The sequence below is a fragment of the Falsihalocynthiibacter sp. SS001 genome, from assembly GCF_042445055.1.
Lineage (GTDB): Bacteria > Pseudomonadota > Alphaproteobacteria > Rhodobacterales > Rhodobacteraceae > Falsihalocynthiibacter.
Genome location: NZ_CP170339.1, coordinates 418,505 through 444,270, shown reverse-complemented (window position 1 = coordinate 444,270; position 25,766 = coordinate 418,505). Strand labels below are relative to the sequence as shown.

Here is a 25,766-nt window from a genome sequence, read left to right as displayed (position 1 = left end):
TATACGGGTGGAATTATGTCGGGCAAAAATTACAAAAAACGACCCTATTTGAAAATGGCAATGATGGGCAGCACGTCTTGCGTATGTGCGGCGACTTTGGCACTCGCGTTTCCGTCAGCGGCCTCTGATGCGTCCTATAATATGTTTGGCATTCCGGGCCTGATTGATACGCCTTCTGGTGAATCAATGCCTGATGCCGAGCTTGGAATGACCGCTTCGCATTTCGCTGGCAGCACCAGAGTATCAAGCTCCTTCCAGATAACGGATCGGCTCTCGGCAGTGTTTCGCTATACGCGGATCGCGGATTGGAATACGGCAGACTACGACACCTATTATGATCGCAGCATCGATTTCCGTTACCAAGTCCTAGAGGAATCCCAATACGTTCCCGCCGTTTCTATTGGTATTATGGACGTGGCTGGCACGGGAATTTACTCCTCGGAATACATCGCGGCGACCAAGAACTTCACTCCCAAAATTCGCGCCACAGTTGGTTTGGGCTGGGGTCGTTTGGGCTCGTATAATTCGATCGGCTCGCCATTTGGCGATCGGCCAGAACTTGATGTTGGCGAAGGCGGCACGTTCAATGTCGATCAATACTTCCGCGGACCAATGGCAATGTTTGGCGGTGTCGAGTACCGCGCGACGGAAAAGCTCACGCTCAAGGCGGAATACTCGTCTGATGCCTATACCCTCGAAACGGACGACAAAGGCCTGTTTGAGCACAAGTCCCCGTTCAACTTTGGCATCCAGTACGACATCAACGACTTTATCTCTGTTGGCGGTTACTCACTTTATGGATCCGAATTGGCAGCCAGCATTACGCTGAACTTCAACCCGAAAAAGCCCGTTGTGCTCGGAAGCTTTGGCCCCGCGCCGCTTGCTGTGAAGCCGCGTCCCGTATTTTCGGATGACCCCGAAATGTATGGAACGGTTTGGCTGAACGAACCCGGTGCACAAGAAATTCTCGCAGAGAACCTTCGTAAAGCGTTGGAATATGATGGCGTCGAAATGGAAGCCGTCGCGATGCGCGGTACTTCAATTGAGGTTCGTATTCGCAACAATAAATACACATCCGCCGCTCAGGCAGTTGGGCGGACAGCGCGCGCGCTAACGCGTACTATGCCCCCGTCGGTCGAAACATTTAACATCATGCTCATGGTAAATGGCATGGCCACATCGAACACCAAACTCAAACGCAGCGATGTTGAAACCTTTGTCTCGCAACCCAACGGCGAAGCACAAATCATGTCGCGCGCAGTTATTGAGGATGCCGTTCCGACGAAACCTGCGAACCTGATCTATCCCGCAGGCGTCTATCCTGAGTTTGAATGGAGCATCGATCCATACGCAGATTTCAGCCTGTTTGATCCGGACGATCCCGTACGCTGGGGCATTGGTTTGCGTCCATCCATGCATTACTACGCCGCGCCTGGTCTTGAAATTTCGGGCTCGATCAATGCGCAGATCATCGGGACATTGGGCAACGATACTACCCCGTCCAACTCCAAGGTTCAGCCCGTTCGAAGCGACGCTAACCTCTATGATGCATTTAGCCCTGTTTCGCTTCAGTATCTGAACGCGTCATATTTCTTCCAGCCTGGTGAAGAAATTTATGGCCGAGTAACAGCAGGTTATCTTGAGCGTATGTTCGGTGGCGTATCTACAGAAATTCTGTGGAAACCTGTCGATAAGCGTTACGCGCTTGGTGCCGAGCTGAACTATGTGAAGCAACGCGCCACGGATTCCTATGTTGGCTTCCAAGATTACGAAACCGCAACGGGCCACATCACGGCATACTACGAAGACGTTGCCGGCTTTGATTTCCAACTCTCGGCTGGACAGTATCTTGCAGGTGACATCGGCGGAACATTCCAAGTTCGTCGCGAGTTTGCGAATGGCTGGCGCGTAGGCGCATATGCCACTCTGACCGATCTGACCGACGAGGAATTTGGCGAAGGTTCGTTTGACAAAGGCGTGATTCTCGAAGTTCCGCAGACTTGGCTCACTGGTAAACCGACACGCAAATCCGAAGCGATTGTTCTTCAGCCCCTATCGAGAGATGGCGGCGCGCGCCTAGAAGTGAACGACCGTCTGTATGACCGAATTCGCGTGAACCATGTAGAGGCACTCAAAACTGGCCAAGGGAGATTCTGGCGATGAACAAGACTTTGCGCAGACTTTCCCTCGGCGTTTGCCTGTTGGCGCTTGCCGCCTGTGGATCCGAAGAACGCGAGGAGACATTTGGCTCTGCGGTCTATGAGGATTTGAAAGCCAAGTATATCGACAAACCCGAAGAAGGCGCGGCCCCCGCAGCCCGCGATTTGTCTTGGATTGAAACAAACACCAAGCCATTGATCGTTGTGGTGATCGAAGAAACACAGGGTATGGGTTTCCTCGCATATCAGGCCAATAACAAAGGTTATAAGACGTGGCGGACTTCTGACGACACTTCATTCATCTTTCGAAATGGTTTCCTGACAGGCACCAAAGGCCTTGGCCAGGATCTCGTTTCCGCGAGTGTTCCTTCGCGGGCTGCCAGCTCTGGCTCACAAGCAAGAACGCACTACTACCTGGACGGCGATGACAACGTTGTAGGCCAGAATTTTGCCTGTAATTGGAAGTTTGTTGGATCGGAAACCACGCCGGTGATCATCAAAACTTATCAAACCAAGCACTACAGCGAATCATGCGAATCGGGCGAATTGTCCTTCAAAAACGACTATTGGCTTGATTCTAGCGGAATTATTCGCCAATCTCGTCAGTATGTGTCCGAAACTGTTGGTTATGTGTCACTATTGAAGATTTTGGAGTAGCCAGCAGAATTTAACTTTACCGTAAACCCAACGCACGATATGCTTTTCCTGCGTACGTGCACATATTAAATGGAGCTAACATGAAAAAAATTACAGCACTCACAGCTGTTTTGGCGCTTTCCGCCACTTCAGCATTCGCCGGCAGCCCAGAAGTTGTCGTTGAAGAGCCAATGCCAGAAGTATTCGTAGAAGAATCCAACACTGGCGGTCGTGCAGTATTGATTCTTGGCGGTCTCGTTTTGTTGGCAGCAGCTCTTGCAGCTAACTCTGACGACGACACCTAAGACATACATTTTGAATTTCAATCTATTCGGTTCGCCGGTTAGATTGGTTTCATAAGAAAGCGGACCCCTTTTGGGGGTCCGCTTTTTATTTGGGCTATTGCTTTTGCGACCTAGCGCAGAACCTTGGCCAAGGTTTTCCACAAAATAGATACATCGAAGCATATGGATTGGTGTTCTTGATAGATCAGATCAAGGCGCGCCTTCTGTGGAATACAGCGCTTTCGATACGCGGCATCTGTTTGCTTCGCAGTCTTGCATCGTGCCAGAATTTTGGTTTCGTGCTGATGATAGGTGAGCGTGGCGAGGCCCGTAATCCCCGGTCTTGCCTTTAGCACTTCGGCATATAACTCGGGATAATCTTCAACATAATTCCGAAGCGGTGGCCGTGGGCCGACAATGCTCATGTCGCCACGCAATACATTCCAAACCTGTGGAAATTCATCCAGTCTGAATTTTCTAAGCTGGTGTCCAAATCGCGTATAGCGCTTTTTTTTATCCCCGCCTGTCACACCGGAATTGGATGTCGATACCTCCATGCTCCGTAGTTTCCACAGCATAAAGCCCTGTGTTGGGGTTTTCATCCGCTCCGAAACATAGAAAATCGGTCGCCCTTGAAGGACGAGCAAAACAACAAGTAACACTATGAACGGGATGGCAAATATCAGGATACAGAGGCAGGAGAGTGAAATATCCAGAAAACGTTTTTGCCAAGTCACTCAAATCTCTCCCTCAAGCACGATCAAGCCGCTCGCTTGGGTGCATTTGAATTGTTTTGGCGTATTTTTCATATGATCTCAACTCAGAAGAATAAACATCCGTGAATTGCTACGATTAGCCAAGACAAACGGATTGTGATGTTTTATCCCGAAACGACCGTAAAACAGGCTATCTAGTGATTGTTGGAGTTGACCTGTGCTTGATGCGCAGTATCCTGTGGCAATACAGCGTCGCTGCACAGAATGCTGTGCTACACCATAACTATAAGAATGAACCTAGCGATTTGACTTAGGTTACTTTAGGGGACGAATAATGAGCAGACTGCTACGCGTCGTTTCATTTGTGATACTTGGCCTGACGCTTATTGGCTGTTCGCTCCCTCGCGGCGCTGCGATTTCGAGCGAAGTCGTTCAAGGCGCCGGAGCCGAGGACGCCCCTTTTGCGCTCCACGTTGTTTCCCGCGACTTCCTTCCGAGGTTCGCAAACTGGCCCAGCAATCATAGCTCGCGTTCCTATTCGTGGATTTCACGCCAAGCCGGCCCTGCAAGTCAGGTTATCGCGGCCGGCGATGTCATGAACCTTCAGATTTGGGACAGCGGGGACAATTCCCTGATCAGTTCGCCAGAGCAAAAATCTACCCCGCTTCTTAACCTCGTTGTTTCACCGAGCGGAACGATTTTCGTACCCTATGTGGGCGAAGTTCTGGTGACAGGACTCACGCCCGATGGTGCCCGCAAGGAACTGCAGTCGCGGATCGCGTCGTTGATCCCCTCGGCGCAAGTTCAGATTTCCCATACATCCGGTCGCAGGAACTCTGTCGATCTTGTTGGTGGTGTGCTGAACGCCGGAAACTTCCCACTACCGGACCGGAACTTTACGATCCTGAGCCTACTCGCCGCAGGTGGTGGTGTTGACCCTGACATCCCGAACCCGCAGGTCCGCTTGGTTCGTGGCAACAACACATATGGCACATCGCTCACTAGACTGTATGAAAATTCAAGCCTCGATACGACTTTGCGCGGTGGTGACAAAGTTATCGTGGACCGTGATCAGCGTTCGTTTATCGCGCTCGGCGCGGCAAGCAACGAGGCGACCGTTTACTTTAACAAAGACAGAATCTCGGCGCTTGATGCGCTTTCCTTAATGGGTGGCCTACTCGACCTGCGTGCCGATCCAGAGGGTGTTCTGATCCTTCGCAACTATCCAAGCTCCGCAGTTCGCACCGACGGCACGGGGCCATCGCATGATCAGGTGGTCTTTAGCATCGACCTCACCCATGCTGACGGTATTTTCAGTGCGGGCAAGTTCGAAATTCAACCTGGAGATGTCGTGCTTGCTACTGAGTCCTTCGTAACTGCCGCAGGTACGGTTGTTGGGTTCTTTAGCGCACTCATCGGGATTGCAGCGGTCGCAAACTAGATAGAATCCAATCGAGTTGGCGCATTTTCGCCCAATTTTTGGCTGTTTCTCATGTTTCGATGTGAGTGTCTAAATTTGGAAGTATGAAGCCGTATGAAGTTTTTGCGTTCTATCAGTATTGCCTTCGCGATCGCTACGGTCACCGCTACATCCGCTTTTGCGTGTTCTCGCCCCAAGGTTGCAGGAACAGAGTATGCGATTCCTGCGTCTGGAAAGATCAGTCAGGCTCTATTGGACCGCGCGGTCTTGATCGAAGTGAATTACACGCGTTGTCGTGCAGGACTTGCCCCCCTCAAAGGGGAAACGCGGCTCGTTCGGGCTGCGTCAAAGCATTCGCGGTGGATGGCAAAATCTCGCAAGCTCTCGCATAGATCAAGCTTGGCCGGGCAATCTTCGCCCAGCGCGCGGATCAAGGGCACTGGTCTAAAATTCAGAACAGGCTCCGAAAATATTAGCCGCATGTATCGCTATCAGCTTGCTGGGAAGCAGTTCTTCGTCAAGGACGCAAGCAGGTGCCAATTCGCCGACGCAAAGGGCCGCCCAATTCAGCCGCACAGCTATGCAACCCTAGCACGAGCTGCGGTGCGCCTCTGGGCGGAATCGCCGAGCCACCGCAAAAATCTAATGGATGGCAATATGCGCCTCACTGGTGCCGCCGCCGCATTGGACAAGAGCGGAAAATATTGCGGCTCAATCTACCTTACTCAGAATTTCATGGGTTAATCCCCCACTTGCAATAGTTCCGTAGCTATGGTTCAGCAAGGCATGAGCCAATCTACGAAATTTGATGCAGTCATATTGGGTGCAGGTGCCGCCGGCATGATGTGCGCCCGCTATGCCGCCAGTACGGGTAAGTCCGTTCTGATTATTGATCATGCCAAAGCACCCGGCGAGAAAATCCGTATTTCAGGCGGTGGCCGTTGCAACTTCACGAACTTGCATTGCAGCCCCCAGAATTTCATCTCCCAAAACCCCCACTTCGCGAAATCGGCGCTCAAGCGATACACGCAGTGGGACTTTATTGAGATGGTGAGCGCTCATGGAATCGCGTGGCATGAGAAAACGCTCGGCCAGCTATTTTGTGATAGTTCCGCCAAAGAAATCATCGCAATGCTGGTCAACGAAATGAAGCGCGTAGGCGTCGAAATGCTCCTGAACACCAGTATTTCGAGCGTTGGTCATAACGGCGATAGTTTTACTGTTAACCTTGGCGATGGCACTGTCATAACAGCCGCCTCGCTTGTGGTCGCGACTGGCGGAAAATCCATTCCCAAAATGGGCGCGACTGGGTTGGGCTATCAGATTGCAAAACAATTTAGCCTGCCGTTAACCGAAACCCGCCCTGCCCTCGTACCGCTCACCTTTGGTGACGATGTGAAAGCTGGATTTAGCGGCCTTTCGGGTCTGTCGGTGCCAGCGCGCGTCACGGCGAATGGCACGGGCTTTAGCGAAGGGTTGCTCTTTACGCACCGTGGCTTATCGGGCCCGTCGATCCTTCAAAGCAGTAGCTATTGGCGCGAGAAAGATGCCATTCAAGTGCAACTGCTACCTGATCAGGATATCTTTTCTAACCTTCGCGAAATGCGCCAAAGCAATGGGCGCAAATCCATTGGCAACGCCCTCGCACTTATCCTCCCCTCCCGACTGGCCGAATATTTCACTGAGCAGCTCAAGCTGACCGGAAATCTAGCGGACCATAGCGATAAATCCTTGAAATTCATCAATGATGCGCTTTGCCAATGGGAGCTCTACCCAACAGGAACAGAGGGTTACCGAACCGCAGAAGTCACGTTAGGCGGCGTTGATACCGACTGTTTAAGCTCCAAAACGATGGAGGCGCGCGACGTCCGCGGCCTTTATATGATCGGCGAAGTGGTCGATGTAACAGGCTGGCTTGGTGGGTTTAACTTCCAATGGGCTTGGTCGTCTGGCTGGGCTGCGGGCACATCCATCGCATCAAAATAGATTGAATTTGAGAGGTTAACGCCCCCTTCACCGCAACCTGCTATCCCAAGAGCGGGTGAAAGTGAGGTGGTTTCATGAGCGATGTTGGCAACAACAAGCGTCCGATTATTATTAAGCGCAAGAAAGTGATTGCCGCGCGGCATCATGGAGGGGCATGGAAAGTCGCCTACGCGGATTTCGTTACCGCGATGATGGCGTTCTTTCTGTTGATGTGGCTCTTGGGCGCGACGAACGAGAAACAGCGCAAGGCCATTGCGGACTACTTCAACCCGACCATAACAATTAATCGCAACTCTGGCGGCGGAGGGAGCTTCTTTGGTGGAGACAGCCCCTTTCCTGAGGAAACACTTCCGCATAACGGCGTAGGGGCCTCTAATCCTCTTCCGATGCTCGAGTCGTCGTCATTAGGAATTGCCGAAAGCGAACGTCTTTCACGCGAAGAAGAGGATCAAAAGCTACTCCATATCCAACAATCCCTGATTGGGTTGGGTGGCGAAACCATGATCGCGAATGACGCGCTTTCGCATATGCTTACGCGCGTTTCGGACGAGGGTTTGATCATCGAAGTTTTTGATCTACCGGACGATCCGCTCTTTGATCCCAGCACCGAAAATCCCACCGAAATCCTGCAACAGATATCGCGAATGTTGGTTCGTGTTTTTGGGCTCGTTACCAATGAACTGGCGGTTCAGGCGCATACTCCCGCCCTCCCGATCGTTACGCGTATTGATGACACTTGGGACATTTCCACCGCGCGGGCAATGTCGATGCGGCAGTTGCTAGAGAATCATGGCTTTGAGAAAATACGCATTCAGCGGGTCACAGGATTCGCTTCTCGCAAGCCGATTTCATCCGATCCAATGGAGGTTAGCAACGGTCGGCTTGAGCTTATCCTCCTTAGATCAGACATATAAATAAGGCGTAATCTCGAAATTAGAACGCATTTTAATTGTTAGGGAGGCGTTAAGTAAGCGCGTGTAGCCTGTTTCTCAGACGAGTGGTCAGTGCAGCAGAAAGGCGCATTTTATGACAATATCTTCTTCCCTAAGTGCTGGGGTCGCGGGCCTAAGTGCAAACGCAACGCGATTGGCAACAATCTCGGACAATATCGCGAACTCTGGAACATATGGCTACAAGCGCGCAACGGCGGCGTTTCAATCATTTGTTATTAACGGCGAACCAGGCGCGGGCGCGTATTCCGCGGGTGGCGTTCGGGCAACGACCAACCGCCTTATTGACGAGCGCGGACCACTGATTGGCACAAGTCACCCGCTTGATATCGCGGTTTCAGGGCGCGGCATGTTGCCGGTCACGTCCGAAGTGTCGCTTTCCGCATCTGGCGAAGAGCCAATGATGATGACGACAACGGGGTCCTTCCGCACGGATTCAAATGGCGTTCTCAAGAATGAAACTGGTCTTGTGCTATTGGGTTGGCCAGCCGACGCCGATGGCACAATCCCAACAAATGCGCGGGATACAGTGACGGGGTTAGAACCCGTTGTAATTAACGTAAACCAATCGGCTGGCGACCCAACCACAGCTTTGAATTTGGGCGTAAACCTACCAGCAACCGAGACCGAAGTTGGCGCTTCAGGCGACATTCTTCCTCTGTCTGTCGAATATTTCGGAAATCTTGGTACATCGGAATCGCTTGGCGTGACTTTCGAACCAACGGTGCCCACTTCTGGTGCTTCTAACCAATGGACCATGGTCATCACCGACTCCGCGCTCGCTGGCGCCACAATCGGTGAATATACGTTAACCTTCGACGCAAGCCGCGCGAACGGCGGAACGCTCCAGTCCGTTTCCGTTGTATCGGGCGGCGCATATAACGCAGCTGACGGTACACTTGACCTCACCGTCGGCGGTGGTGCCCTTGAAATGACAATCGGACGGCTGGGGGATCCGAACGGCCTCACCCAGCTTTCCGATAACTTCGCACCCACATCAATTACCAAGGATGGATCGCCCGTGGGCAACCTCACCTCGGTAGAGATCGACTCTGGCGGCTATATCAACGCGACCTATGACACGGGCTTTACGCGCACGATCTATCAGGTGCCGCTCGTCGACGTGGCAAACCCGAACGCATTGACTTCCTTGAACAACCAAGCCTTTCAGGTCTCGCCTAATTCCGGTTCTTTCTTTCTCTGGGACGCTGGTGATGGGCCTACGGGAGAGGTGTCTGGTTTCTCTCGCGAGGGGTCCACAACGGATGTCGCGGGTGAACTGACGAACCTTATCCAAACCCAGCGCGCCTATTCGTCGAATGCCAAGGTTATCCAAACCGTCGACGAGATGTTGCAAGAGACAACCAACATCAAGCGATAATTTGTGGCGGCCCGAGAGGATAGGCAATGAGCTTAACGTCATCGTTTTCAAATGCATTAAGCGGCCTGACCGCCTCCTCTCGTGCTGCGCAAGTGGTTTCCTCAAACATCGCGAACTCCCTCACCGAGGGGTACGCAACGCGCGAAATTTCACTGTCCTCGCAATCGTTGGGAGGCAACGGTGCGGGCGTCCTTGTAGAGGGCGTTTACCGAAATGTGGACCCAAGCCTCCTTGCCGATCGGCGCGTATCACAGGCCGAGTTAGGCAACGCTTCGGTCATCTCTGAGTTCCTCACAGAACTCGAAAAATCCATCGGCATTCCTGAGGATGCCGGCTCTCTCAACTCAGAGCTTAACGCCTTCGAAACCAGCCTGATTGAGGCCGCAAGCCGCCCAGACTCCACACCACGCCTTAACGCGGTTGTTCAGGCGGCGAATGGCGTTACAGCGAAGTTCAACAAGATATCAAACGACATCCAGTCGCTTCGCCTCACCGCAGACAACGAGATTGCGTCACAAGTCAATTTCCTGAACGACAGTTTGCAAAAGATCGAAGCCCTCAACACACAGGTCCTTGCCCAAACAGCAGCGGGTCGAGACGCCACAGCGCTCATGGATCAACGGCAAGCGATGGTTGACCAGATCGCAGAAATCGTTCCCCTTAAACAGGTCGAGAAGGACAAGAATACAATCGCCCTCATTTCAACGGGCGGCGCGGTACTTCTGGATGGACGAGCGGGCGAGTTCCGCTTCACAAGCGTCAGCACCATCGTTCCAGAGATGACGCTTGAAACGGGCGCGCTTTCGGGAATTTCGCTGAACGGGTATGCGATCAACACTTCCGCGGAACGCAATGCACTCAACGGCGGCTCCCTCGCGGCATTGTTCGAAGTTCGTGACGAGATTGCAACCCAAGCTCAAGGCGATCTTGACGCGATGGCGCGCAATCTCATCGAGCGTTTTGCCGATCCAGTGGTCGATGGAACCTCAACAGGAGGATTGTTTACAGACGCGGGCACAAACTTAGACCCACTAAACGAAGCCGCGCTCTCCTCACGCATATCAGTTGCGCCGATTGCCGACCCAACTCAAGGCGGCGCAGCCTGGCGCGTCCGCGACGGGCTTGGCGCGGTTACAACCGGCGAACTCGGAAACGCCGCGAGAATCCAATCGATGATCGATCAGCTACAGCAACCAATTTCTCCTTCCTCAGGCAGCTTTTCCTCCGAGGCTAGATCGCTGAATGATTTGTCCGCTGACTTCCTTTCATCCGTCGGGATTGCACGGCAATCCCGCGAAAATGATGTTGCCTTCGCCACGACCAAAACGGTCGCTCTTCAAGCACAAGAAAAGGCAAATGGGGTGGATTCCGATCAAGAAATGCAAAAGCTCTTGGTTGTAGAACGCAGCTACTCCGCTAATGCCAAAGTTATTCAAACTATCGACCAGATGCTCGATTTGTTGATGGGGCTATAGTTATGATGTTCTCGAATTTCGGTGACCAAGCACGCACCTTTATACTTAGTCGCCAATCCTCCGAACTGAAATCGCAACTAGAACGCGCCTCAACAGAGCTTGCTACTGGTCAAGTTCAGGACACCGCACAGGCCGTTGGAGGGAATTTCTCGGCGCTGGCCGAAATCGAAGAAGCGGTCAGTTCAATTGAGGCCTTCACGACCGCAAACTCGGAAGCCGCATTCTTTGTCGAGAATGCCCAGTCGTCGCTAGAGTTCGTTCAGAAAATGACGACGGACGCGGCACCCGCACTACTTCTGGCATCAAATACCAACAACAATTCGCTCATAAACACGACCACGCTCGACACAAAACAAAAGCTCGTGGCCGTGGTATCAGCGATCAATACGCAATCAACAGGTCGCAGCCTGTTCTCTGGCCAAGCCACCGATCGCCCGCCTCTCGCCTCCGTTGACGATATGATCGCTGACCTCGCGCCATTGGTCGCCACCGAAACGACCGCTGCAGGAGCGATGGGCGTTATCGACGCGTGGTTTGACGATGCGGGCGGAGGGTTTGAGACAATGGGCTATACTGGTTCAAACGCCACACTTGCGCCTTTTGGGGTGGGTCCGGGACGTACGGCGGCATTCGACATCACGGCGAAAGACGACGGGATTAAGGATGCGTTGAAGGGGTTAATGACGGCTGCACTTGTTTCTCAGGGGACGTTAGCCGCCCAACCGGACGCGCGGAATTTGCTCCTACAAATGGCGGGAGAGACTCTGCTCTCAAACGAAAACGAGCTATCGGCACTCCGCGCTGCTGCGGGAACTGCCGAAGCACATATCGAAGAGATGCGAATTCAGAACGAAACAGAACGTCACGCACTGGATCATGCCTATAATCGCATCATGAGTGCGGATCCCTATTCTGCGGCGACCGAACTCGAAGCGGTGCAGACTCAACTTGAAACGCTCTACACCATAACCGCGCGCCTCTCGCGCCTGAACCTTGTGGATTTCCTAAGATGATCAGAAGAATTCTGACCCTCGCATTTTGCTGCGTTTTCCTTTCCGGAATTGCGAATGCCGCATCGATACGGATCAAAGATCTTGTTGAATTTGACGGTGTGCGCAGTAACGACCTAATCGGCTATGGCCTCGTTGTTGGCCTAAACGGAACGGGCGATGGTCTGCGAAACACCCCGTTCACTGAAGAAATCCTTTCGAACATTTTGGAGCGGCTTGGGGTAAACGTAACAGGCGAGCAGTTTCGCCCTAAGAACGTCGCGGCTGTTTTCGTCACTGCGACCCTTCCTCCATTTGCGCGCGCGGGCAGTAAGATCGACGTGGCGGTCTCGGCCATCGGCGATGCCAAGAGCCTCGCGGGCGGCACACTCATTATGACCCCTTTGAATGCGGCTGATGGCGAAATTTATGCGGTGAGCCAAGGCTCGATCATCGCTGGTGGCGAAAGCGCCGAAGGTGCCGCCGCCACGATCACACGTGGTGTCCCGACCTCTGGTACGATCCCCGGAGGTGCGCGGGTTGAGCGCGAGATTGAATTTGATTTCTCTGGCCTGAAACAAATGCGCGTTGCCCTGCGCACGCCGGACTTCACCACTGCATCACGTATTGAGCGCGCTATTAACAATGAGTTCGGCCGTGGCGTAGCCCGTATGATGGACGCGGGCACGGTTCAGATCGATATCACCGCCACGCGGATGGCCTCCGCTGCTCATGCGATCGGGCGGATTGAAAACATAGCTGTTGAGCCGCAACGCAAAGCGCGCGTCGTCGTTGACCAGAGGTCCGGAACCATCGTGATGGGAGAGGATGTCAGGATCAGTCGCGTTGCGGTTTCACAGGGGAACCTCACTATACGCATTCAAGAAGCGCCGCTGGTTGTGCAAGCGAACCCATTCACGCCCGGCGGCTCAATCGCGGTTCCGCGAACCAATATCGACGTCCGAGAAGACCCGCGCACTGGGCTCGCGGAGGTAAATGGCGGAACTTCGCTGTCCGAGGTGGTACAAGGACTTAACGCGCTTGGCGTATCTTCGCGGGACTTGATCGACATTCTCAAGACAATTAAGGCCGCAGGAGCCCTTCATGCAGAGCTTTTTGTGAACTAGCCCGTCATTTCCAACGGCGATGAATCCAGAGCCATTGATCCATATTCTCGCGAACACGTGCTTCCAAACTATCGTTCAATGCTTGGGTCATTTCCTCAGCGGTGGTTGCGGGCAGTGGCGCTTCGAGGATTATTTGGAAATTGATGCCGTCTTCTTGTCGAATAGCGTAACACGGCACCAATAACGCATCATACTTAATGGCCAGCTGAGCCGCAGAGAGCGCTGTCCGCGCAGGGCGCCCAAAGAATGTCAAAGGCGCACCCTTCCCCATATGCTGATCAATCAGGATCGCCAAGGTATTCCCCGCGCGCAGAAATTTCACCATTTCCGCCATGCCACGACGGCCACGTTGGAAAAGGGGCTCACCGATTTTAGATATGGTCGAGACATAAAACTTGTTGAAGAATTCGTTATTCATCGGGCGGTAAAGCCCACCGACATCGTACCCTTCGGCAATCATGCGCGCACGAACGACGTCATAATTTCCGAAGTGGCCGGAAACCAAAACTATCGGTTTGTTTTCGGCACGGGCCTTCTCCAACGCGGCAACTCCACCACCAGATAGAGGGGTTCGCCGCGCGATTTCTAGGAATTCATCCGGTGAAAACAATTCAATCAGCGTGCGGCCCAGATTTTCGGGCACCGCGCGCGCGAGGCGCTCTTTTTCCTGCGGGGTGATATCTGGCAAAACCAGATCTAGATTATTCCGAATCCTCCGACGATATCCCGCTATCGGACCCACGAGATATTTGAACACCCAGCCGCCCATACGGACACGCGCGGCATAGGGTGCCAAACCTAGTATCGCCAGCATGACACGAACAACCGCATAGACCAGTCGGTCCGCAATCGAACCTGTTGGTTGGGAAGATTTGGGGGCAGCGTTGTTTGAAGTCATTTAGGATCACTCTTCATTTACGCAGCTATATACCTGAATCTTCTTTGGTTCCAACATATTTGAAGTTGGCTCCGTCACCTTGTTCCTGCTTTTTGAATGTGATGTAGTGCGTCCATTACTCTTTCGATGCGATCAAAGGAGCCACCTGTGCCCCCATCAGCGATAGCAATTCTACCGGCGCGCGGTGGTTCAAAACGCATTCCCCGTAAGAACATTCGTGATTTCTATGGGCGACCAGCGATTGGTTGGCCAATTAGAGCGGCGCTGGACAGTCAGCAATTCGAACGAGTCATTGTCACCACCGACGACAACGAGATTGCGCAAGTCGCGAAAGATTTGGGCGCTGAGGTCCCGTTTATGCGGGCAGCGAACCTTTCAGACGACCACACGGGAACAACGGATGTTATGCGTGATGCGGTCACGCGATTGAATATCGCGCCGCAAGTGGCCGTATGTTGCATTTATCCAACCGCGCTATTTGTTCAAGCGTCCGATCTGGCTGCGGGTGCGGCGAAATTAGGTGACGATGTTGACTGGGTCCTTTCTGTCGGTGAGTACGCAACGCCAATTGATCGCGCCTATCGAATGGTTGGCTCCGACGGTCGTATGGAGGCACGTGACCCAAGCAAAATGCCGTTGCGTTCACAGGATCTGGAGCCTGCGTACTTTGATGCAGGACAGTTCTATTGGGCGCGCGCGGCAACTTGGCTGAACCCAAAGGCACGAGTTTGGGATGGCGCGGCCTCGGTCATTTTGCCGCCTGAGCGGTGCATAGATATCGACACGCCGACGGATTGGAAACGTGCCGAGCATCAATTCAAAATGTTGGAATTGGAAAAGAATGAAATTCCTGATCAGAGCTGACGGCGATACCACTATTGGTGGCGGCCACGTTATGCGATGCCTGACGCTCGCGCAGGAGGCGCGCCGCCGAGGCCATGACGCCGCCTTTGTTATGGCGCAGAAGCCATCCAGCATGCTTCACCGCGTAGCAGGTTTGGGCTATACAGTTTTCCCCATCACCCCAGACCTGCAAGCCCCAAGAGAAAATTCCGAACCTGTTCACGCCAAATGGCTTCCGACTTCATGGAGGGCCGATGCCGACATCACCATCGCAGCGGCGCAGAAGTTTCAGCCTGATTGGATAGTTTGGGACCATTATGGACTGGATGCGCGCTGGGTTCGCCACATCCGAGAACAAACTAATGGAGTTCGTTTCCTCGCGATAGATGATCTGGATGACCGCGCCATCGCCTCTGAGTTGGTGTTGGATCAAACGCGTGTAACAAGAACGGCAAGAACCCAAACCGCCGACGCCTACCTAACGGGAGCAAGCTTCGCATTGTTACGGCCAGAATTCGCGGAACTGCGAGAGACCGCAATCGCCAATCGAAGCGCGAAAGTTTCACGCGTATTAATCGCACCCGGAATGGTGGACGGCGCGCACCTTGCTCCGCTCGCGATCAATGCGCTGACGGAATATCCGGACGTGGCAATTGACGTAGTGATGGGTTCTGAAAGCCAGACAATATCCGAAGTGCAAGAACTCTTAGCAAAACGCAAGAACGCGCAACTGCATTTAGATGCGCAGAACATGGCAGAGCTTATATCATCGGCCGATCTTTGTATTGGGGCTGGTGGGATGACTAGTTGGGAGCGCTGTTGCCTCGGGCTTCCTGCTGTTGCGATTTGTACCGCAGATAATCAATCCGAAGTCCTGAACGGGCTTCAGGCGCAAGGGGCGCTGCTCTCACTGACACTGGCACAAGCCCGTGATCCTGACACGATGAAGCGCACCCTCGCACAGGCATTTGAACAGCGTGCCTCACTTTCCAAAGCGGCGGCAAACCTATGTGATGGGCGGGGAACGGGACGCGTTGTGGATGCGCTCGAGGGCGTGTTGCGGAAGGTGACAGCACAAGATGCACAGCTATTATTCGACTGGCGCAATCAACAGAGAATTCGTGAAGTGAGCTTGGACACGTCCGAGTTAGTCTGGGAAAACCATGTGAAGTGGCTCAATAGCATTCTTCAAGAAGATACCGGCCAATGGTTGATCTATCGAGAAGGAAAGCGCGATCTCGGCCATGTAAATGCGCGCTTGCGCGGTGAGAATACATGGCACTGGGGGTTCTACATCGGCGCGAATGATGCACCGCGCGGCGCAGGTCAAAGGATGCTCGCCCTGTTTATCGAACGCCTGTTTTCCCTCCCAGACACAGCGGCAATCACAGCGGATGTGCGCAAAGATAACGCCGTTTCCATCGCCCTTCATCAGCGTTTGGGGTTTACTCAAACCGAGTCGCAGAGCCCCGACGCACTTGCTTTCAGGCTTGACCGGTGCGATGTAAACTTGGTCGGAATTGATCCGCATTCAACTCAGGGAGACAGCACAGATGCATCCTAAATTTTCAATCTCGGGACGCTCTGTTGACGCATCTCTGTCGCCCTACATCATCGCTGAATTATCCGGAAACCATAACGGCGATTTGGATCGCGCGCTTGCGCTTGTGGATGCCGCGGCCAAGACAGGTGCGGATGCGGTCAAACTACAGACCTATACCGCCGACACGATCACGATTGATGTGGATCGCCCCGAGTTCCGTATTTCGGGCGGGCTTTGGGATGGTCGGAGCTTGCACGAACTTTATCAAGAGGCCAGCACACCGTGGGAGTGGCACGAAGCCCTGATCGAGCGCGCGACCGCTCATGGGCTGCATTGCTTCTCGTCTCCGTTTGATCCGACAGCGGTTGATTTTCTTGAGGGGCTAAACGTCCCCGCATATAAGATCGCGTCTTTTGAGTTGGTCGACACGCCCTTGATCCGCAAAGTTGCGGCACAAGGGAAGCCGATGATTATGTCGACCGGCGTTGCGAACTATGCTGAAATTGAGGATGCGCTCAGGGCGGCACGCGAAGGTGGAGCAACAGATATCGCGCTCTTGCATTGCATTTCCGCCTATCCGGCCAAGCCAGAGGAAATGCGTCTGGGCACCATTCAGGCACTGGCGAATGCGTTTGGTGTTCCGGTTGGCCTCTCGGATCATACACTAGGCTCGGCGGTGGCTGTGGCGTCTATCGCGCGCGGTGCCGTCATCATCGAAAAGCACATGACACTCGCTCGCGCGGACGGTGGTCCAGATGCCGACTTTTCGCTCGAACCCGATGAATTTACACAGTTGGTTGCCGATTGCCGCATGGCACATGCCGCGCTTGGCGAGCCACGCTATGACCGCCAAGGCGTGGGCGGCACCAATGCTACGTTCCGCCGATCACTCTATGTGGTTGAGGATATCGCAGCGGGTGACGCTCTGACGAATGAAAATGTGCGCTCGATCCGACCTGGCCTTGGGCTTGCGCCAAAACATCTGGATGACGTCCTTGGTCAAAAAGCGACGCGCGACCTTAAACGCGGAGAGCCGCTTGCTTGGGATATGTTTTCTTAAGTCACCCGCGCCAAAAGGTGTTCTTCGATCGCGATTGCCGCGCGATCGAGGTTGTTATCCAAATCCCCAAAACGCGCTCTAATGGCGTCGTAAACGGGATCATTTGTTCCGAGCGAAGCGATGAAATTCTCAAGGGTTTCCTCGTCGGAAATCTGTTGTAACTCCGAGAATATCTCGACATCTTCGGCAAAGACCGCGGCGGGTTTTCCAGAGTAAATACAATCAAGTACCGTAGTCGAAGTCGGCGACACCATCGCATCACAGAGATCAATCGCATCATGGATCGACGCTTTGGCCAGCGGTCCTGTGTAGTAGTGTGAGAACATTACGTTTGGATGCTTATCCGCCAGCGCTTTGTCATGGCTGCGATGATTGCGCCGCACTTTGCCGCGATGGGACCGAACGATGATACCAAGATCGGGGTGCTTGGTCAGAATTGCGTCGAGAAGGTTGTAAAAGTGCGAAATATGATCGCCCGAATACCGCCCTTTTCCCCAGCGAAATGACTGGCAAACCAATAGCCGCTTGGGATAACGCGCAACCCATTCATCAACTTCCTTGCCCCAAGAGTTTTCGGGCAAAATGTTCTTTTTGGTAAAGCCGACAACCTCTGCACGCGCGGCACTGGCGGGCTCGAAAAGTTCGATATTCTTGCCAAATGGCTCCCATAACAGGAGCTTTTGAGAATAGTATTTTTGCTGTCCTTCGGTCAGGCGCCCGTTCACGCCCAACTGATACGCGCCGTGCTGCAGGAAAATGCTCTGCTGCCCCGTGCGCCGAATATGCGTGCCGCGTTGCTTACGGGTTGTTGTGTCCCAGTATGGATCCGCAATCGTTAGAACAGCATCGGCAGCGTCAATGTCGCTTTTGTAAAAGAGCTTCATCCGCCATTTTGGTGCTGGTTCTGGCTGAAACCCTTCACTTTCAAAGGATTGCAGTAGCCGTTTTTCTTTGCGCAGAAGCTTGGAGTAAACGAACGCGCGGACGTTCACTTTGCCCCTCTGATGCAAACGTGCTAGAACAGGATAGGTGCTTTCCACATCCGGCATACCATTCAAATAGGCCAACAATGCGGGTTTCTTAGACATCTATTGCCTCAAGCAAACTGGCGACAACCTGATCCTGCTCATCAAAACTTAAGCCAAAATAGAGCGGAATCGAGATTGCATTCTTGTAGTAGTTTTCAGCGACAGGATAATCGCCCCAATCAAAACCCCTCGCCCGCCAGAACGGTTGGGTATGAACAGGGATGTAATGCACATTCACGCCGATACCCGCTGCACGAAGGCGTTCGAAAACTTCTGCGCGATTGGCAACCTGTATCGGATAGAGATGCAGAGCAGAATAACTGTCGCGTGATTGAAACGGCAAGGTTACCGGAACTTGTGCGAGAAGCGTTTCATAGCGGCGCGCCAGAATATTCCGGCGCTCTACGAACTCCTCCAAGCGCGTCATTTGAGTAACGCCCAGCGCAGCCTGAAGCTCAGTCATTCGATAGTTATAGCCCAGCGTCACTTGCTCGTATGCCCAAGGGCCATCAAGTGGCTCGCCTGTCATTGATGCGGGATCGCGTGTCACCCCATGCGAACGAAACAGCTCCATCTTGCGCGCAAGTTCCGCGTCTTGTGTTGTCGCAACTCCACCTTCCGCAGTGGTAACAATCTTGACGGGATGAAACGAAAAGACGGTTATGTCGCTAAAAGCGCAATTTCCCACAGGAGCGCCCAAATACGACGCACCAATCGCATGAGACGCATCCTCAATGACGCGAATACCATACTGTTGAGCAAGCGCACCAATACGGTCCATCGCCGCGCTTTGCCCCGCAAAGTGAACGGGGATCAGAACCTTGGGAAGAGTACCTGCCTTTTCGGCAATCTCGAGCTTTTCGGCGAGCGCATCGGGGCACATCATGTACGTTTGCGGATCAACATCCACAAAGGATACATCCGCACCGCAATACAGCCCGACATTGGCCGAAGCGACAAAAGTATTCGGTACGGTCCAGAGCCAATCGCCAGGCCCAAGGTCCAGCGCCATACACGCAATATGCAGCGCCGAAGTCGCCGAATTAACCGCAACGGCGTGGGCCGCGCTGCATGCTGTTGCGACTGATTTCTCAAACGCGGGAACAGACGGACCCTGCGTAAGAAAATCGGACCGTAGAACCGTTAGAACCGCCTCTACATCTGCATCCGAGATTTCCTGACGGCCGTAAGGGATCATTAGAACTTACCAATCTTGCCGCTATTTTCGGTGATCCAAGCCTGAAGCTCTTCGATCCCCATCCATTCGGTATTGCCGTCCGAAGTGTATTCGAAATCCTCGGCGACTTTCTGGCCATCTTTGATCCGGTAAGGGTCTTTGGACCAGTTATGAATCGCGGGAATGATCTTGTAGTATTTGTCGTATTCGTAGGTGTGGGGCGCATCTTCGACGCCGATCATCTGCTCATGCAGTTTCTCGCCGGGACGGATGCCGACTGTTTCATGCTTGGCACCGGGAACAACCGCAGACGCAATATCCAGAATGTTCATCGACGGAATTTTGCGCACATAAGTTTCACCGCCGACCATATCCTCGAAGGCATGCCAAACCAGCTCTACGCCTTCTTCGAGGGAAATCATGAACCGTGTCATGCGCGGATCGGTGATCGGCAGAGTGCCCTTGTCCTTGAGGCTGTCAAAGAACGGGATGACCGAGCCCCGTGACCCCATCACATTACCATAACGCACGACCGAAAAGCGGCATTTATCCGCGCCGGAATAGGAGTTGCCCGCCACGAACAATTTGTCCGACGCAAGCTTGGTCGCGCCATAGAGGTTCACTGGGCTAGAGGCTTTATCGGTACTTAGCGCGACACAGCGTTTCACGCCCTTGTCGATACAGGCGTCGATCACGTTCATCGCGCCGTTGATGTTTGTTTTCACGCATTCAAACGGGTTGTATTCCGCGATCGGAACAATTTTCGTTGCCGCTGCGTGGACAACAAAATCAACGTCATCCAACGCACGCATTAACCGCTCACGATCGCGCACATCGCCGATAAAGAAACGAACGCGCGGGTCATCCCCGTAGGTCTTCGCCATTTCCCATTGTTTCATCTCATCGCGAGAATAAATGATGATCCGCTTAGGGTTATACTTCTCTAACGTCATCGGCACGAAGTGCGACCCAAAAGAGCCCGTTCCGCCCGTCAGAAGAATTGTAGAGCCGGTCAGCATAATATGTCCCTCATGAGATGCGGTATAGCCGCGCGTTAATTTGGCTTGAATGAAATATACAAGCCGTCACCGATATTTAAACCTCGGGTTTACTGATGTCCACAGCAAGCGTCAGGTCGGCTGTTCACGGCCAAGCACGATCACCTCGGATTGATAAGCTCCATCCTCGGAGAGTTGCCCGTGCACAAAACAGTCACGCGCAAGAACTTCGAATTCATTAAATTTCTCAACGATGAATCCTGTGGTGACCTGTTCAAGAACGCCAACTTCGCCGACTTTCTTGGCGACTTTCTTGCCGATTTTGTGGTTCCTCACCAACACATTTCCCGCAACAAGTGGCTGAACCAGCGAGATGTAGTTCGCAACCACCGCAGGCTCCATCTCCTGAAACGACATGAAATTGGCAAAGAGATCAAACTGCCCCTTAAGTTTGGGGAGCTGCCACGGGCAAAGGACAACGGCGCTATATTTGCCCTTGAGATCCTCAAGATTAATCTCGTCCATCTCGCGGCTTTGCGAATAATCCAATACGCGGTCCGCACCAAAAATCTGTTGCAAGTACCACGTCGAAACGGCCGCGACAGGTGGGATATCGACATTCACATAAATGCCGCCTTCCTGAGCCTTCAAGAAAATCTCACCAAGAGTGCCGTAGCCACCGCCGATCTCGAGGCAGCTCTGAATATTCGTTGTATCGACTTCACGTTTAAGCAAGTTCAACGCGCGCAGATAGTTCAGCATTGCGTGGCTATATAGTCGACCATCGAATTCGAACCGCTCGCCGGCAACTTCGGTTCCTTCGCTTACGCAATCAAGATCAAGCCCGCCCTTTTGCGCGCTTGCACGATAGATGCGATAATCAGCGCGCGCACGGTCTGGGTGCTTTAGGCGTAAATCCAAACGCTTGCGTTTTCGTGGCGGCAACATATCGAGCAAGCGGTCAAAAAACTCCGGCCGCTTTGCGTATGTTTTCGACATATAGGCAGGCACATAGAAAAACCGCCCCGAGGGGTGCGAACGAAATGTCTCAATCCCCAGCGTCTCGATATCATCCACGATTTTGTTAAGGCCGCTGTTCCAGAAGTTTGTGGGCTTAAACTCCTCTGGTGCGGTTTCCATATCAGAGAGCATTTGCCTCAGGACCGAGGTTTCGTTCATTTAGACATTCCTAATTTCGTTCTGCACGCCTACGTTTGCATGTAGCCTCCACCGAGGGCAATATTTCTTCGGTCTCTTGTCGCCGCAAAATTCGGAACTAGCCCCGCAACCCCTTCACGCCTTCGCCCATGTTCGAGATTCCAGACGTGAGAGGAAACAGAACAGCCTGAAGCGCGTGATAGATGTCTGGCTTTCCACGGAACTGCGTCTCGGTTGGTTTTCCTTGGTCGTCAATTTCGGGGAACCAACCGCCATGTATGTGATCAACAAAGTGAGCATCCGCAAACGTCCAGAGTTTGCGATACCACTCCTCATCCTGCGCCGTGCCCTCAAGTTTAAGCAGTGTCGCCACCACGCCAATCGCCTCGGTAACAGGCCACCAATAGCGTGGCTTGATCAAGGGTGTTCCGTCAAAGTTGAGCGTGTAATACAGCCCACCGCTTTCCTGATCCCACGCATCCGCCAGCGCTGTTTCCGCGAGCCGCCGCGCCGCTGTTGGGGCGTCTGTATTCGGGCGTCCGCTTAGGTCCCAGTACTGCAAGAGTAGGCGCGCCAATTCCAGCGAGTGCCCTGGCGTGGTTCCTGCGGGGCGGAACATGGGGTTTTCGGAATAGGCGCGATCGGGCGTCCAGTCGGCGTTGTAGTGCTCCACCAATCGCCAGCTATTCGCGGGCGCGATCTTTCCCACAAAGAAATCAAGAATTCGGCCTGCGCGCTCTAGGTAAATCTCGCGACCCGTCACCTCAAAAGCCGTCAGCAGGGCCTCTGTCCCGTGCATATTCGCATTCATTCCGCGATAGGTCGAAAATGGCGTCCAATCCTGATTCCACTCGTCACAGAAAAGCCCGTGTTCTTCTTCCCAGAAGTGCTCGTTCAGAACGGCATCCACATCATCCAATAAGGCCTGCGCATCTAGGTGGCCCGCCGAATGGGCGCTCGCCGCTGCGAGTAAAACGAACACATGCCCATAGGCCAACTTGCGTGAATCAGTCGCCTTGGCGCCATCCACACCCCAGAAGTATCCACCGTGTTCGCGATCATGATGATTGGTTTTTAGATAGCGGATGCCTTGATCAATCATCTCATCACAATCGCCAAACCCTGCAAGTTTTCCCAAGGCATATGAATGAACCATTCGCGTGGTCGAATGCAGTTCCTGCACAGTATCAGGCAGGGGATTGCCGCTTGAATCAAGGCTATAGAACCCGCCCTCGGGCCGAATGCTGGCACGAAAGAAATCGAATTGACGCTGGGCGTCTGCCAAGAGGTAATCGCGATGCGTGCGGGTCTCAAGCCAAGGGCGATTGTCGGGGTTTGCACCCGAAAGCGGGAGTGTCATATGCCTTACCTATTCTGATGTAATTGGATCTACCGGTGTTTCCGAGACCGGCTGGATATGTTGCAGATCAAGGGGCGATTCACCCTCGATACGCCGCAACAAAAGCTGTGCCATAGTGAAACCAGCCATTGTCAGGTCCTCGTACAAGCTCTGAACCTGCGGGCGGACCAAACCAAAGAGTCCCGTCGTCTGCTTCACGATCAGGTTCACGTCTTGGCCAACAACAAGGCCCACATCCTGAATCGCTGCCAATGCGGCCAGCCCCGAAACTTCGCCGGGGCAGATCAGGCCATCAGGCGGGTCTGGCTGTGCAAAGCGTTGCTCTAGAGCACGTTTGACCGTTTCGGGCGGGCTATCGAGGGTGGCGCCTTCGATGATTTCGAATGCCACACCAGCCTCTCGCACGGAAGTCATGAAACCGTGCAGAAGGTGCTGTCGGAATGTGAGCTTCTCTGGTGGCAGGAGTATCGCCAGACGCCCAGCGCCCTTCGCGATCAATTGCTCGGCCGCGCGGCGCGCAAAGTCGAAGTTATCGAAATCGACATAAGGATGTGGCGTCGCCAATTCAGTGCGGCCATGCGTTACAAAGGGAAAATCGGCCTCAAGCAGATATCGGACACGCTCATCATCTGGCTGCGTCCGAGAGAAAATAAATCCGTCCGCAAGTTGATGACGCACGACGCGCTCAATCGTGTTTTTCTGCCCTTCAATGCCAAAATCGGGCATCACAACCAGATGATATGACGACCCCGCAAGCGCACGCGAAATGCCACGCACAACGGATGTGCCAAAACCCAAGATCTCATCATGAGGCGGCAAAACCAGATTGATAACCTGTGTGCGTCCCGTACGAAGCCGTTGCGCCGCGCGATCAGGGGCATATCCGATTTCCGCCGCGATCTTGTGAACGGAGCGACGGGTTTGCAGAGCGATACGTGGATCGTTGTTCAGCGCCCTCGATACTGCGCCAACAGAGATGCCTGCTCGCGCAGCGATTGTGCGCTGTGTCGGGCGCCCTGCCCCCGGTTTCTTTGCCATAAACGCGCGCCCTCCCGGTCATTAGAGCCAACAGACTTAAAACGATTAAAATTTACAAGATAGCAGCTTTGTATCGCCAGACTTTCAACTTGGATAAGTCAGTTATATCAATAAATGCAAGAAAAACATTAATCTGTCGATTCAATACTAATGCTTGACAGACTCAATATTTAAAACGTTATAAATATCAATGTAATTTCTCAGGGAGGATGAAATGACTATCAAGAAACTATTGGCAAGCGCCGCACTTACGGCACTCACAGCAGGCGCGGCACATGCAGAGGACGTTGAAGTTCTGCACTGGTGGACATCGGGCGGAGAGGCCGCGGCGCTGAACGTTTTGAAGGATGATCTCGCGGGGCAAGGCATCGGCTGGATCGATATGCCGGTCGCTGGCGGCGGCGGTGAGGCTGCAATGACAACGCTCCGTGCGCGCGTCACAGCGGGCGATGCGCCAACAGCCGTTCAGATGCTCGGCTTTGACATCAAGGACTGGGCGGGCGAAGGCGTTCTCGGCAATCTTGACGACGTTGCAAGCAGCGAAGGTTGGGACGCAGTTGTACCAGAAGCGCTTCAGTTCTTCTCCAAACATGACGGTCACTGGATTGCGGCACCTGTAAACGTTCACTCAACAAACTGGGTCTGGATCAACAAAGCCGCGCTCGACGCAACGGGCTTGGCAGAGCCAACATCTTGGGATGAGTTGATTGCCGTTCTAGATGCAATGGAGGCCAACGGCATCACACCACTGGCGCACGGTGGACAAGCGTGGCAGGACGCCACAATCCTTGACGCAGTTGTTCTGAGCCTTGGCGACGACTTCTATAAAGCGGCGATGATTGACCTTGATCCCGACGCATTAAGCGGCGAGCAAATGGTCGAAGCCTTTAACCGCATGGAAAAACTTCGCGGCTATGTTGATGACAACTTCTCAGGGCGTGACTGGAACCTTGCTTCGTCAATGGTCATCAACGGCGAAGCCGGCATGCAGATGATGGGTGACTGGGCCAAGGGCGAATTCCTGCGCGCAGACCAAACACCGGGCGAGGACTTCGTTTGTATCCGTTTCCCTGGCACACAGGGTGCGGTTACGTTCAACTCCGATCAGTTCGTAATGTTCGAAGTTGAAGAAGGCGCCGAAGCACAAAAAGCAATGGCGGCCTCGGTTATGAACCCGACATTCCAGTCTGCGTTCAACGTCGTAAAAGGCTCGGTACCGGCACGTACCGATGTGCCAAACGACGACTTTGACGATTGCGGTAAGAAAGGCATGGCAGATCTCGCAGATGCGGGATCAAACGGTCGTCTTTTCGGCTCTATGGCGCACGGTCACTCCGTACCTGCAGCGGTCAAGAATGCGATGTATGACGTGGTAACAGCGCATTTCAACGGCGAATATGACGCAGAAACAGCAGCAGAAGAGATGCTGAACGCTGTAGAATCCGCACAATAAGCGAACGTCGGGGGCGGCACGCTCGCCCCCTTTCCGGATCGGCCCAGCGCCGATCCGGTTTTCGCCATTCAAGCCCCAAGGAGTGAC

Annotated in this window: 23 protein-coding genes; 15 read left to right on the top strand and 8 right to left on the bottom strand. The window is 53.5% G+C overall.

Going from position 1 to position 25,766, the window contains the following annotated elements:
- Window positions 1-15: 15 nt before the first annotated feature.
- The 3 genes from ACFE33_RS02120 to ACFE33_RS02110 all read left to right on the top strand — a co-directional run bounded on the left by ACFE33_RS02120 (window position 16) and on the right by ACFE33_RS02110 (window position 3,100).
- A complete protein-coding gene (locus ACFE33_RS02120) occupies window positions 16-2,163 on the top strand; it encodes a YjbH domain-containing protein (RefSeq protein WP_380056266.1) in 2,148 nt (715 codons plus the stop codon).
- Window positions 2,160-2,816 carry a YjbF family lipoprotein gene (locus ACFE33_RS02115; protein ID WP_380056263.1) on the top strand — a complete coding sequence of 219 codons (657 nt, stop codon included), beginning with the start codon at window positions 2,160-2,162 and terminating at the stop codon, window positions 2,814-2,816. Before ACFE33_RS02120 ends, ACFE33_RS02115 begins: the two co-directional genes overlap by 4 nt.
- An 80-nt stretch (window positions 2,817-2,896) precedes the next feature.
- Complete coding sequence (locus tag ACFE33_RS02110) at window positions 2,897-3,100, top strand: hypothetical protein (RefSeq protein ID WP_380056260.1); 204 nt, start codon at window positions 2,897-2,899, stop codon at window positions 3,098-3,100.
- A 110-nt stretch (window positions 3,101-3,210) separates the two neighbouring features.
- On the opposite strand, the gene ACFE33_RS02105 is transcribed toward ACFE33_RS02110, so the two are convergent.
- Entirely contained in the window at window positions 3,211-3,816 is a 606-nt protein-coding gene (locus ACFE33_RS02105) for a sugar transferase (RefSeq protein ID WP_380056257.1), read from the bottom strand.
- Between the two features lie 313 nt (window positions 3,817-4,129).
- On the opposite strand from ACFE33_RS02105, the gene ACFE33_RS02100 reads away from it, so the two are divergent.
- The 8 genes from ACFE33_RS02100 to ACFE33_RS02065 all read left to right on the top strand — a co-directional run bounded on the left by ACFE33_RS02100 (window position 4,130) and on the right by ACFE33_RS02065 (window position 13,123).
- A complete protein-coding gene (locus ACFE33_RS02100; protein WP_380056255.1) occupies window positions 4,130-5,236 on the top strand; it encodes a polysaccharide biosynthesis/export family protein in 1,107 nt (368 codons plus the stop codon).
- A 93-nt stretch (window positions 5,237-5,329) separates the two neighbouring features.
- On the top strand, window positions 5,330-5,959 hold the full coding sequence (locus ACFE33_RS02095; protein ID WP_380056252.1) for a CAP domain-containing protein: 630 nt from the start codon (window positions 5,330-5,332) through the stop codon (window positions 5,957-5,959).
- A 42-nt stretch (window positions 5,960-6,001) separates the two neighbouring features.
- Window positions 6,002-7,201, top strand: a complete 1,200-nt coding sequence (locus tag ACFE33_RS02090; RefSeq protein WP_380056250.1) for an NAD(P)/FAD-dependent oxidoreductase — start codon at window positions 6,002-6,004, stop codon at window positions 7,199-7,201.
- A 74-nt stretch (window positions 7,202-7,275) separates the two neighbouring features.
- Window positions 7,276-8,115, top strand: coding sequence for a flagellar motor protein MotB (locus ACFE33_RS02085; RefSeq protein WP_380056247.1), 840 nt, complete (start codon window positions 7,276-7,278; stop codon window positions 8,113-8,115).
- A gap of 112 nt (window positions 8,116-8,227) precedes the next feature.
- Entirely contained in the window at window positions 8,228-9,532 is a 1,305-nt protein-coding gene (locus tag ACFE33_RS02080) for a flagellar hook protein FlgE (RefSeq protein WP_380056244.1), read from the top strand.
- 26 nt (window positions 9,533-9,558) lie between these two features.
- Window positions 9,559-11,007 (top strand): flagellar hook-associated protein FlgK, encoded by a 1,449-nt coding sequence (gene flgK, locus ACFE33_RS02075; protein WP_380056241.1) that lies wholly within the window; start codon window positions 9,559-9,561, stop codon window positions 11,005-11,007.
- A 2-nt stretch (window positions 11,008-11,009) separates the two neighbouring features.
- Window positions 11,010-12,020 carry a flagellin gene (locus ACFE33_RS02070; protein ID WP_380056238.1) on the top strand — a complete coding sequence of 337 codons (1,011 nt, stop codon included), beginning with the start codon at window positions 11,010-11,012 and terminating at the stop codon, window positions 12,018-12,020.
- A complete protein-coding gene (locus ACFE33_RS02065) occupies window positions 12,017-13,123 on the top strand; it encodes a flagellar basal body P-ring protein FlgI (protein WP_380056237.1) in 1,107 nt (368 codons plus the stop codon). Before ACFE33_RS02070 ends, ACFE33_RS02065 begins: the two co-directional genes overlap by 4 nt.
- Before the next feature lie 4 nt (window positions 13,124-13,127).
- Here the strand turns inward: ACFE33_RS02065 and ACFE33_RS02060 are convergent, their stop codons facing one another.
- Window positions 13,128-14,021 carry a lysophospholipid acyltransferase family protein gene (locus ACFE33_RS02060; RefSeq protein ID WP_380056234.1) on the bottom strand — a complete coding sequence of 298 codons (894 nt, stop codon included), beginning with the start codon at window positions 14,019-14,021 and terminating at the stop codon, window positions 13,128-13,130.
- A 147-nt stretch (window positions 14,022-14,168) separates the two neighbouring features.
- Here ACFE33_RS02060 and pseF point away from each other — a divergent pair, with 147 nt between their 5' ends.
- From pseF to pseI, 3 genes are read left to right on the top strand one after another with little or no spacing between them, the layout of a single operon-like run.
- Complete coding sequence (gene pseF / locus ACFE33_RS02055) at window positions 14,169-14,885, top strand: pseudaminic acid cytidylyltransferase (RefSeq protein WP_380056231.1); 717 nt, start codon at window positions 14,169-14,171, stop codon at window positions 14,883-14,885.
- Window positions 14,863-16,428 carry a UDP-2,4-diacetamido-2,4,6-trideoxy-beta-L-altropyranose hydrolase gene (gene pseG / locus ACFE33_RS02050; protein ID WP_380056229.1) on the top strand — a complete coding sequence of 522 codons (1,566 nt, stop codon included), beginning with the start codon at window positions 14,863-14,865 and terminating at the stop codon, window positions 16,426-16,428. The genes pseF and pseG overlap by 23 nt, the downstream gene beginning before the upstream one ends.
- Window positions 16,418-17,467, top strand: a complete 1,050-nt coding sequence (gene pseI, locus ACFE33_RS02045) for a pseudaminic acid synthase (protein WP_380056227.1) — start codon at window positions 16,418-16,420, stop codon at window positions 17,465-17,467. Before pseG ends, pseI begins: the two co-directional genes overlap by 11 nt.
- Here pseI and ACFE33_RS02040 read toward each other — a convergent pair.
- From ACFE33_RS02040 to ACFE33_RS02015, 6 genes are all read right to left on the bottom strand, one after another.
- Entirely contained in the window at window positions 17,464-18,555 is a 1,092-nt protein-coding gene (locus tag ACFE33_RS02040) for a hypothetical protein (RefSeq protein WP_380056224.1), read from the bottom strand. The two genes, pseI and ACFE33_RS02040, sit on opposite strands and share 4 nt — an antisense overlap.
- The gene (gene pseC, locus ACFE33_RS02035) at window positions 18,548-19,693 is read right to left on the bottom strand and encodes a UDP-4-amino-4,6-dideoxy-N-acetyl-beta-L-altrosamine transaminase (protein WP_380056221.1); all 1,146 of its coding nucleotides are present in this window, start codon (window positions 19,691-19,693) and stop codon (window positions 18,548-18,550) included. The genes ACFE33_RS02040 and pseC overlap by 8 nt, the downstream gene beginning before the upstream one ends.
- Window positions 19,693-20,691 (bottom strand): UDP-N-acetylglucosamine 4,6-dehydratase (inverting), encoded by a 999-nt coding sequence (gene pseB, locus ACFE33_RS02030; RefSeq protein ID WP_380056218.1) that lies wholly within the window; start codon window positions 20,689-20,691, stop codon window positions 19,693-19,695. Before pseB ends, pseC begins: the two co-directional genes overlap by 1 nt.
- Before the next feature lie 111 nt (window positions 20,692-20,802).
- A complete protein-coding gene (locus tag ACFE33_RS02025; protein ID WP_380056215.1) occupies window positions 20,803-21,849 on the bottom strand; it encodes a putative sugar O-methyltransferase in 1,047 nt (348 codons plus the stop codon).
- Window positions 21,850-21,946: 97 nt separating this feature from the next.
- A complete protein-coding gene (locus tag ACFE33_RS02020) occupies window positions 21,947-23,188 on the bottom strand; it encodes an AGE family epimerase/isomerase (RefSeq protein ID WP_380056212.1) in 1,242 nt (413 codons plus the stop codon).
- Between the two features lie 9 nt (window positions 23,189-23,197).
- Entirely contained in the window at window positions 23,198-24,226 is a 1,029-nt protein-coding gene (locus ACFE33_RS02015; RefSeq protein ID WP_380056209.1) for a LacI family transcriptional regulator, read from the bottom strand.
- A 214-nt stretch (window positions 24,227-24,440) separates the two neighbouring features.
- On the opposite strand from ACFE33_RS02015, the gene ACFE33_RS02010 reads away from it, so the two are divergent.
- Window positions 24,441-25,679: an ABC transporter substrate-binding protein gene (locus ACFE33_RS02010; RefSeq protein ID WP_380056207.1), complete on the top strand. Its 1,239-nt coding sequence runs from the start codon at window positions 24,441-24,443 to the stop codon at window positions 25,677-25,679.
- Window positions 25,680-25,766: the final 87 nt, after the last annotated feature.

Coding starts and splice junctions, on each gene's coding strand:
- ACFE33_RS02085 (WP_380056247.1), top strand. CDS start 7,276: ATGAGCGATGTTGGCAACAACAAGCGTCCGATTATTATTAAGCGCAAG.
- ACFE33_RS02040 (WP_380056224.1), bottom strand. CDS start 18,555: ATGTCTAAGAAACCCGCATTGTTGGCCTATTTGAATGGTATGCCGGAT.
- ACFE33_RS02025 (WP_380056215.1), bottom strand. CDS start 21,849: ATGAACGAAACCTCGGTCCTGAGGCAAATGCTCTCTGATATGGAAACC.
- ACFE33_RS02010 (WP_380056207.1), top strand. CDS start 24,441: ATGACTATCAAGAAACTATTGGCAAGCGCCGCACTTACGGCACTCACA.
- ACFE33_RS02120 (WP_380056266.1), top strand. CDS start 16: ATGTCGGGCAAAAATTACAAAAAACGACCCTATTTGAAAATGGCAATG.
- pseC (WP_380056221.1), bottom strand. CDS start 19,693: ATGATCCCTTACGGCCGTCAGGAAATCTCGGATGCAGATGTAGAGGCG.
- ACFE33_RS02115 (WP_380056263.1), top strand. CDS start 2,160: ATGAACAAGACTTTGCGCAGACTTTCCCTCGGCGTTTGCCTGTTGGCG.
- flgK (WP_380056241.1), top strand. CDS start 9,559: ATGAGCTTAACGTCATCGTTTTCAAATGCATTAAGCGGCCTGACCGCC.
- ACFE33_RS02095 (WP_380056252.1), top strand. CDS start 5,330: ATGAAGTTTTTGCGTTCTATCAGTATTGCCTTCGCGATCGCTACGGTC.
- ACFE33_RS02070 (WP_380056238.1), top strand. CDS start 11,010: ATGATGTTCTCGAATTTCGGTGACCAAGCACGCACCTTTATACTTAGT.
- pseG (WP_380056229.1), top strand. CDS start 14,863: ATGAAATTCCTGATCAGAGCTGACGGCGATACCACTATTGGTGGCGGC.
- ACFE33_RS02110 (WP_380056260.1), top strand. CDS start 2,897: ATGAAAAAAATTACAGCACTCACAGCTGTTTTGGCGCTTTCCGCCACT.
- ACFE33_RS02020 (WP_380056212.1), bottom strand. CDS start 23,188: ATGACACTCCCGCTTTCGGGTGCAAACCCCGACAATCGCCCTTGGCTT.
- ACFE33_RS02015 (WP_380056209.1), bottom strand. CDS start 24,226: ATGGCAAAGAAACCGGGGGCAGGGCGCCCGACACAGCGCACAATCGCT.
- pseI (WP_380056227.1), top strand. CDS start 16,418: ATGCATCCTAAATTTTCAATCTCGGGACGCTCTGTTGACGCATCTCTG.
- ACFE33_RS02100 (WP_380056255.1), top strand. CDS start 4,130: ATGAGCAGACTGCTACGCGTCGTTTCATTTGTGATACTTGGCCTGACG.
- ACFE33_RS02065 (WP_380056237.1), top strand. CDS start 12,017: ATGATCAGAAGAATTCTGACCCTCGCATTTTGCTGCGTTTTCCTTTCC.
- ACFE33_RS02080 (WP_380056244.1), top strand. CDS start 8,228: ATGACAATATCTTCTTCCCTAAGTGCTGGGGTCGCGGGCCTAAGTGCA.
- ACFE33_RS02090 (WP_380056250.1), top strand. CDS start 6,002: ATGAGCCAATCTACGAAATTTGATGCAGTCATATTGGGTGCAGGTGCC.
- pseB (WP_380056218.1), bottom strand. CDS start 20,691: ATGCTGACCGGCTCTACAATTCTTCTGACGGGCGGAACGGGCTCTTTT.
- ACFE33_RS02060 (WP_380056234.1), bottom strand. CDS start 14,021: ATGACTTCAAACAACGCTGCCCCCAAATCTTCCCAACCAACAGGTTCG.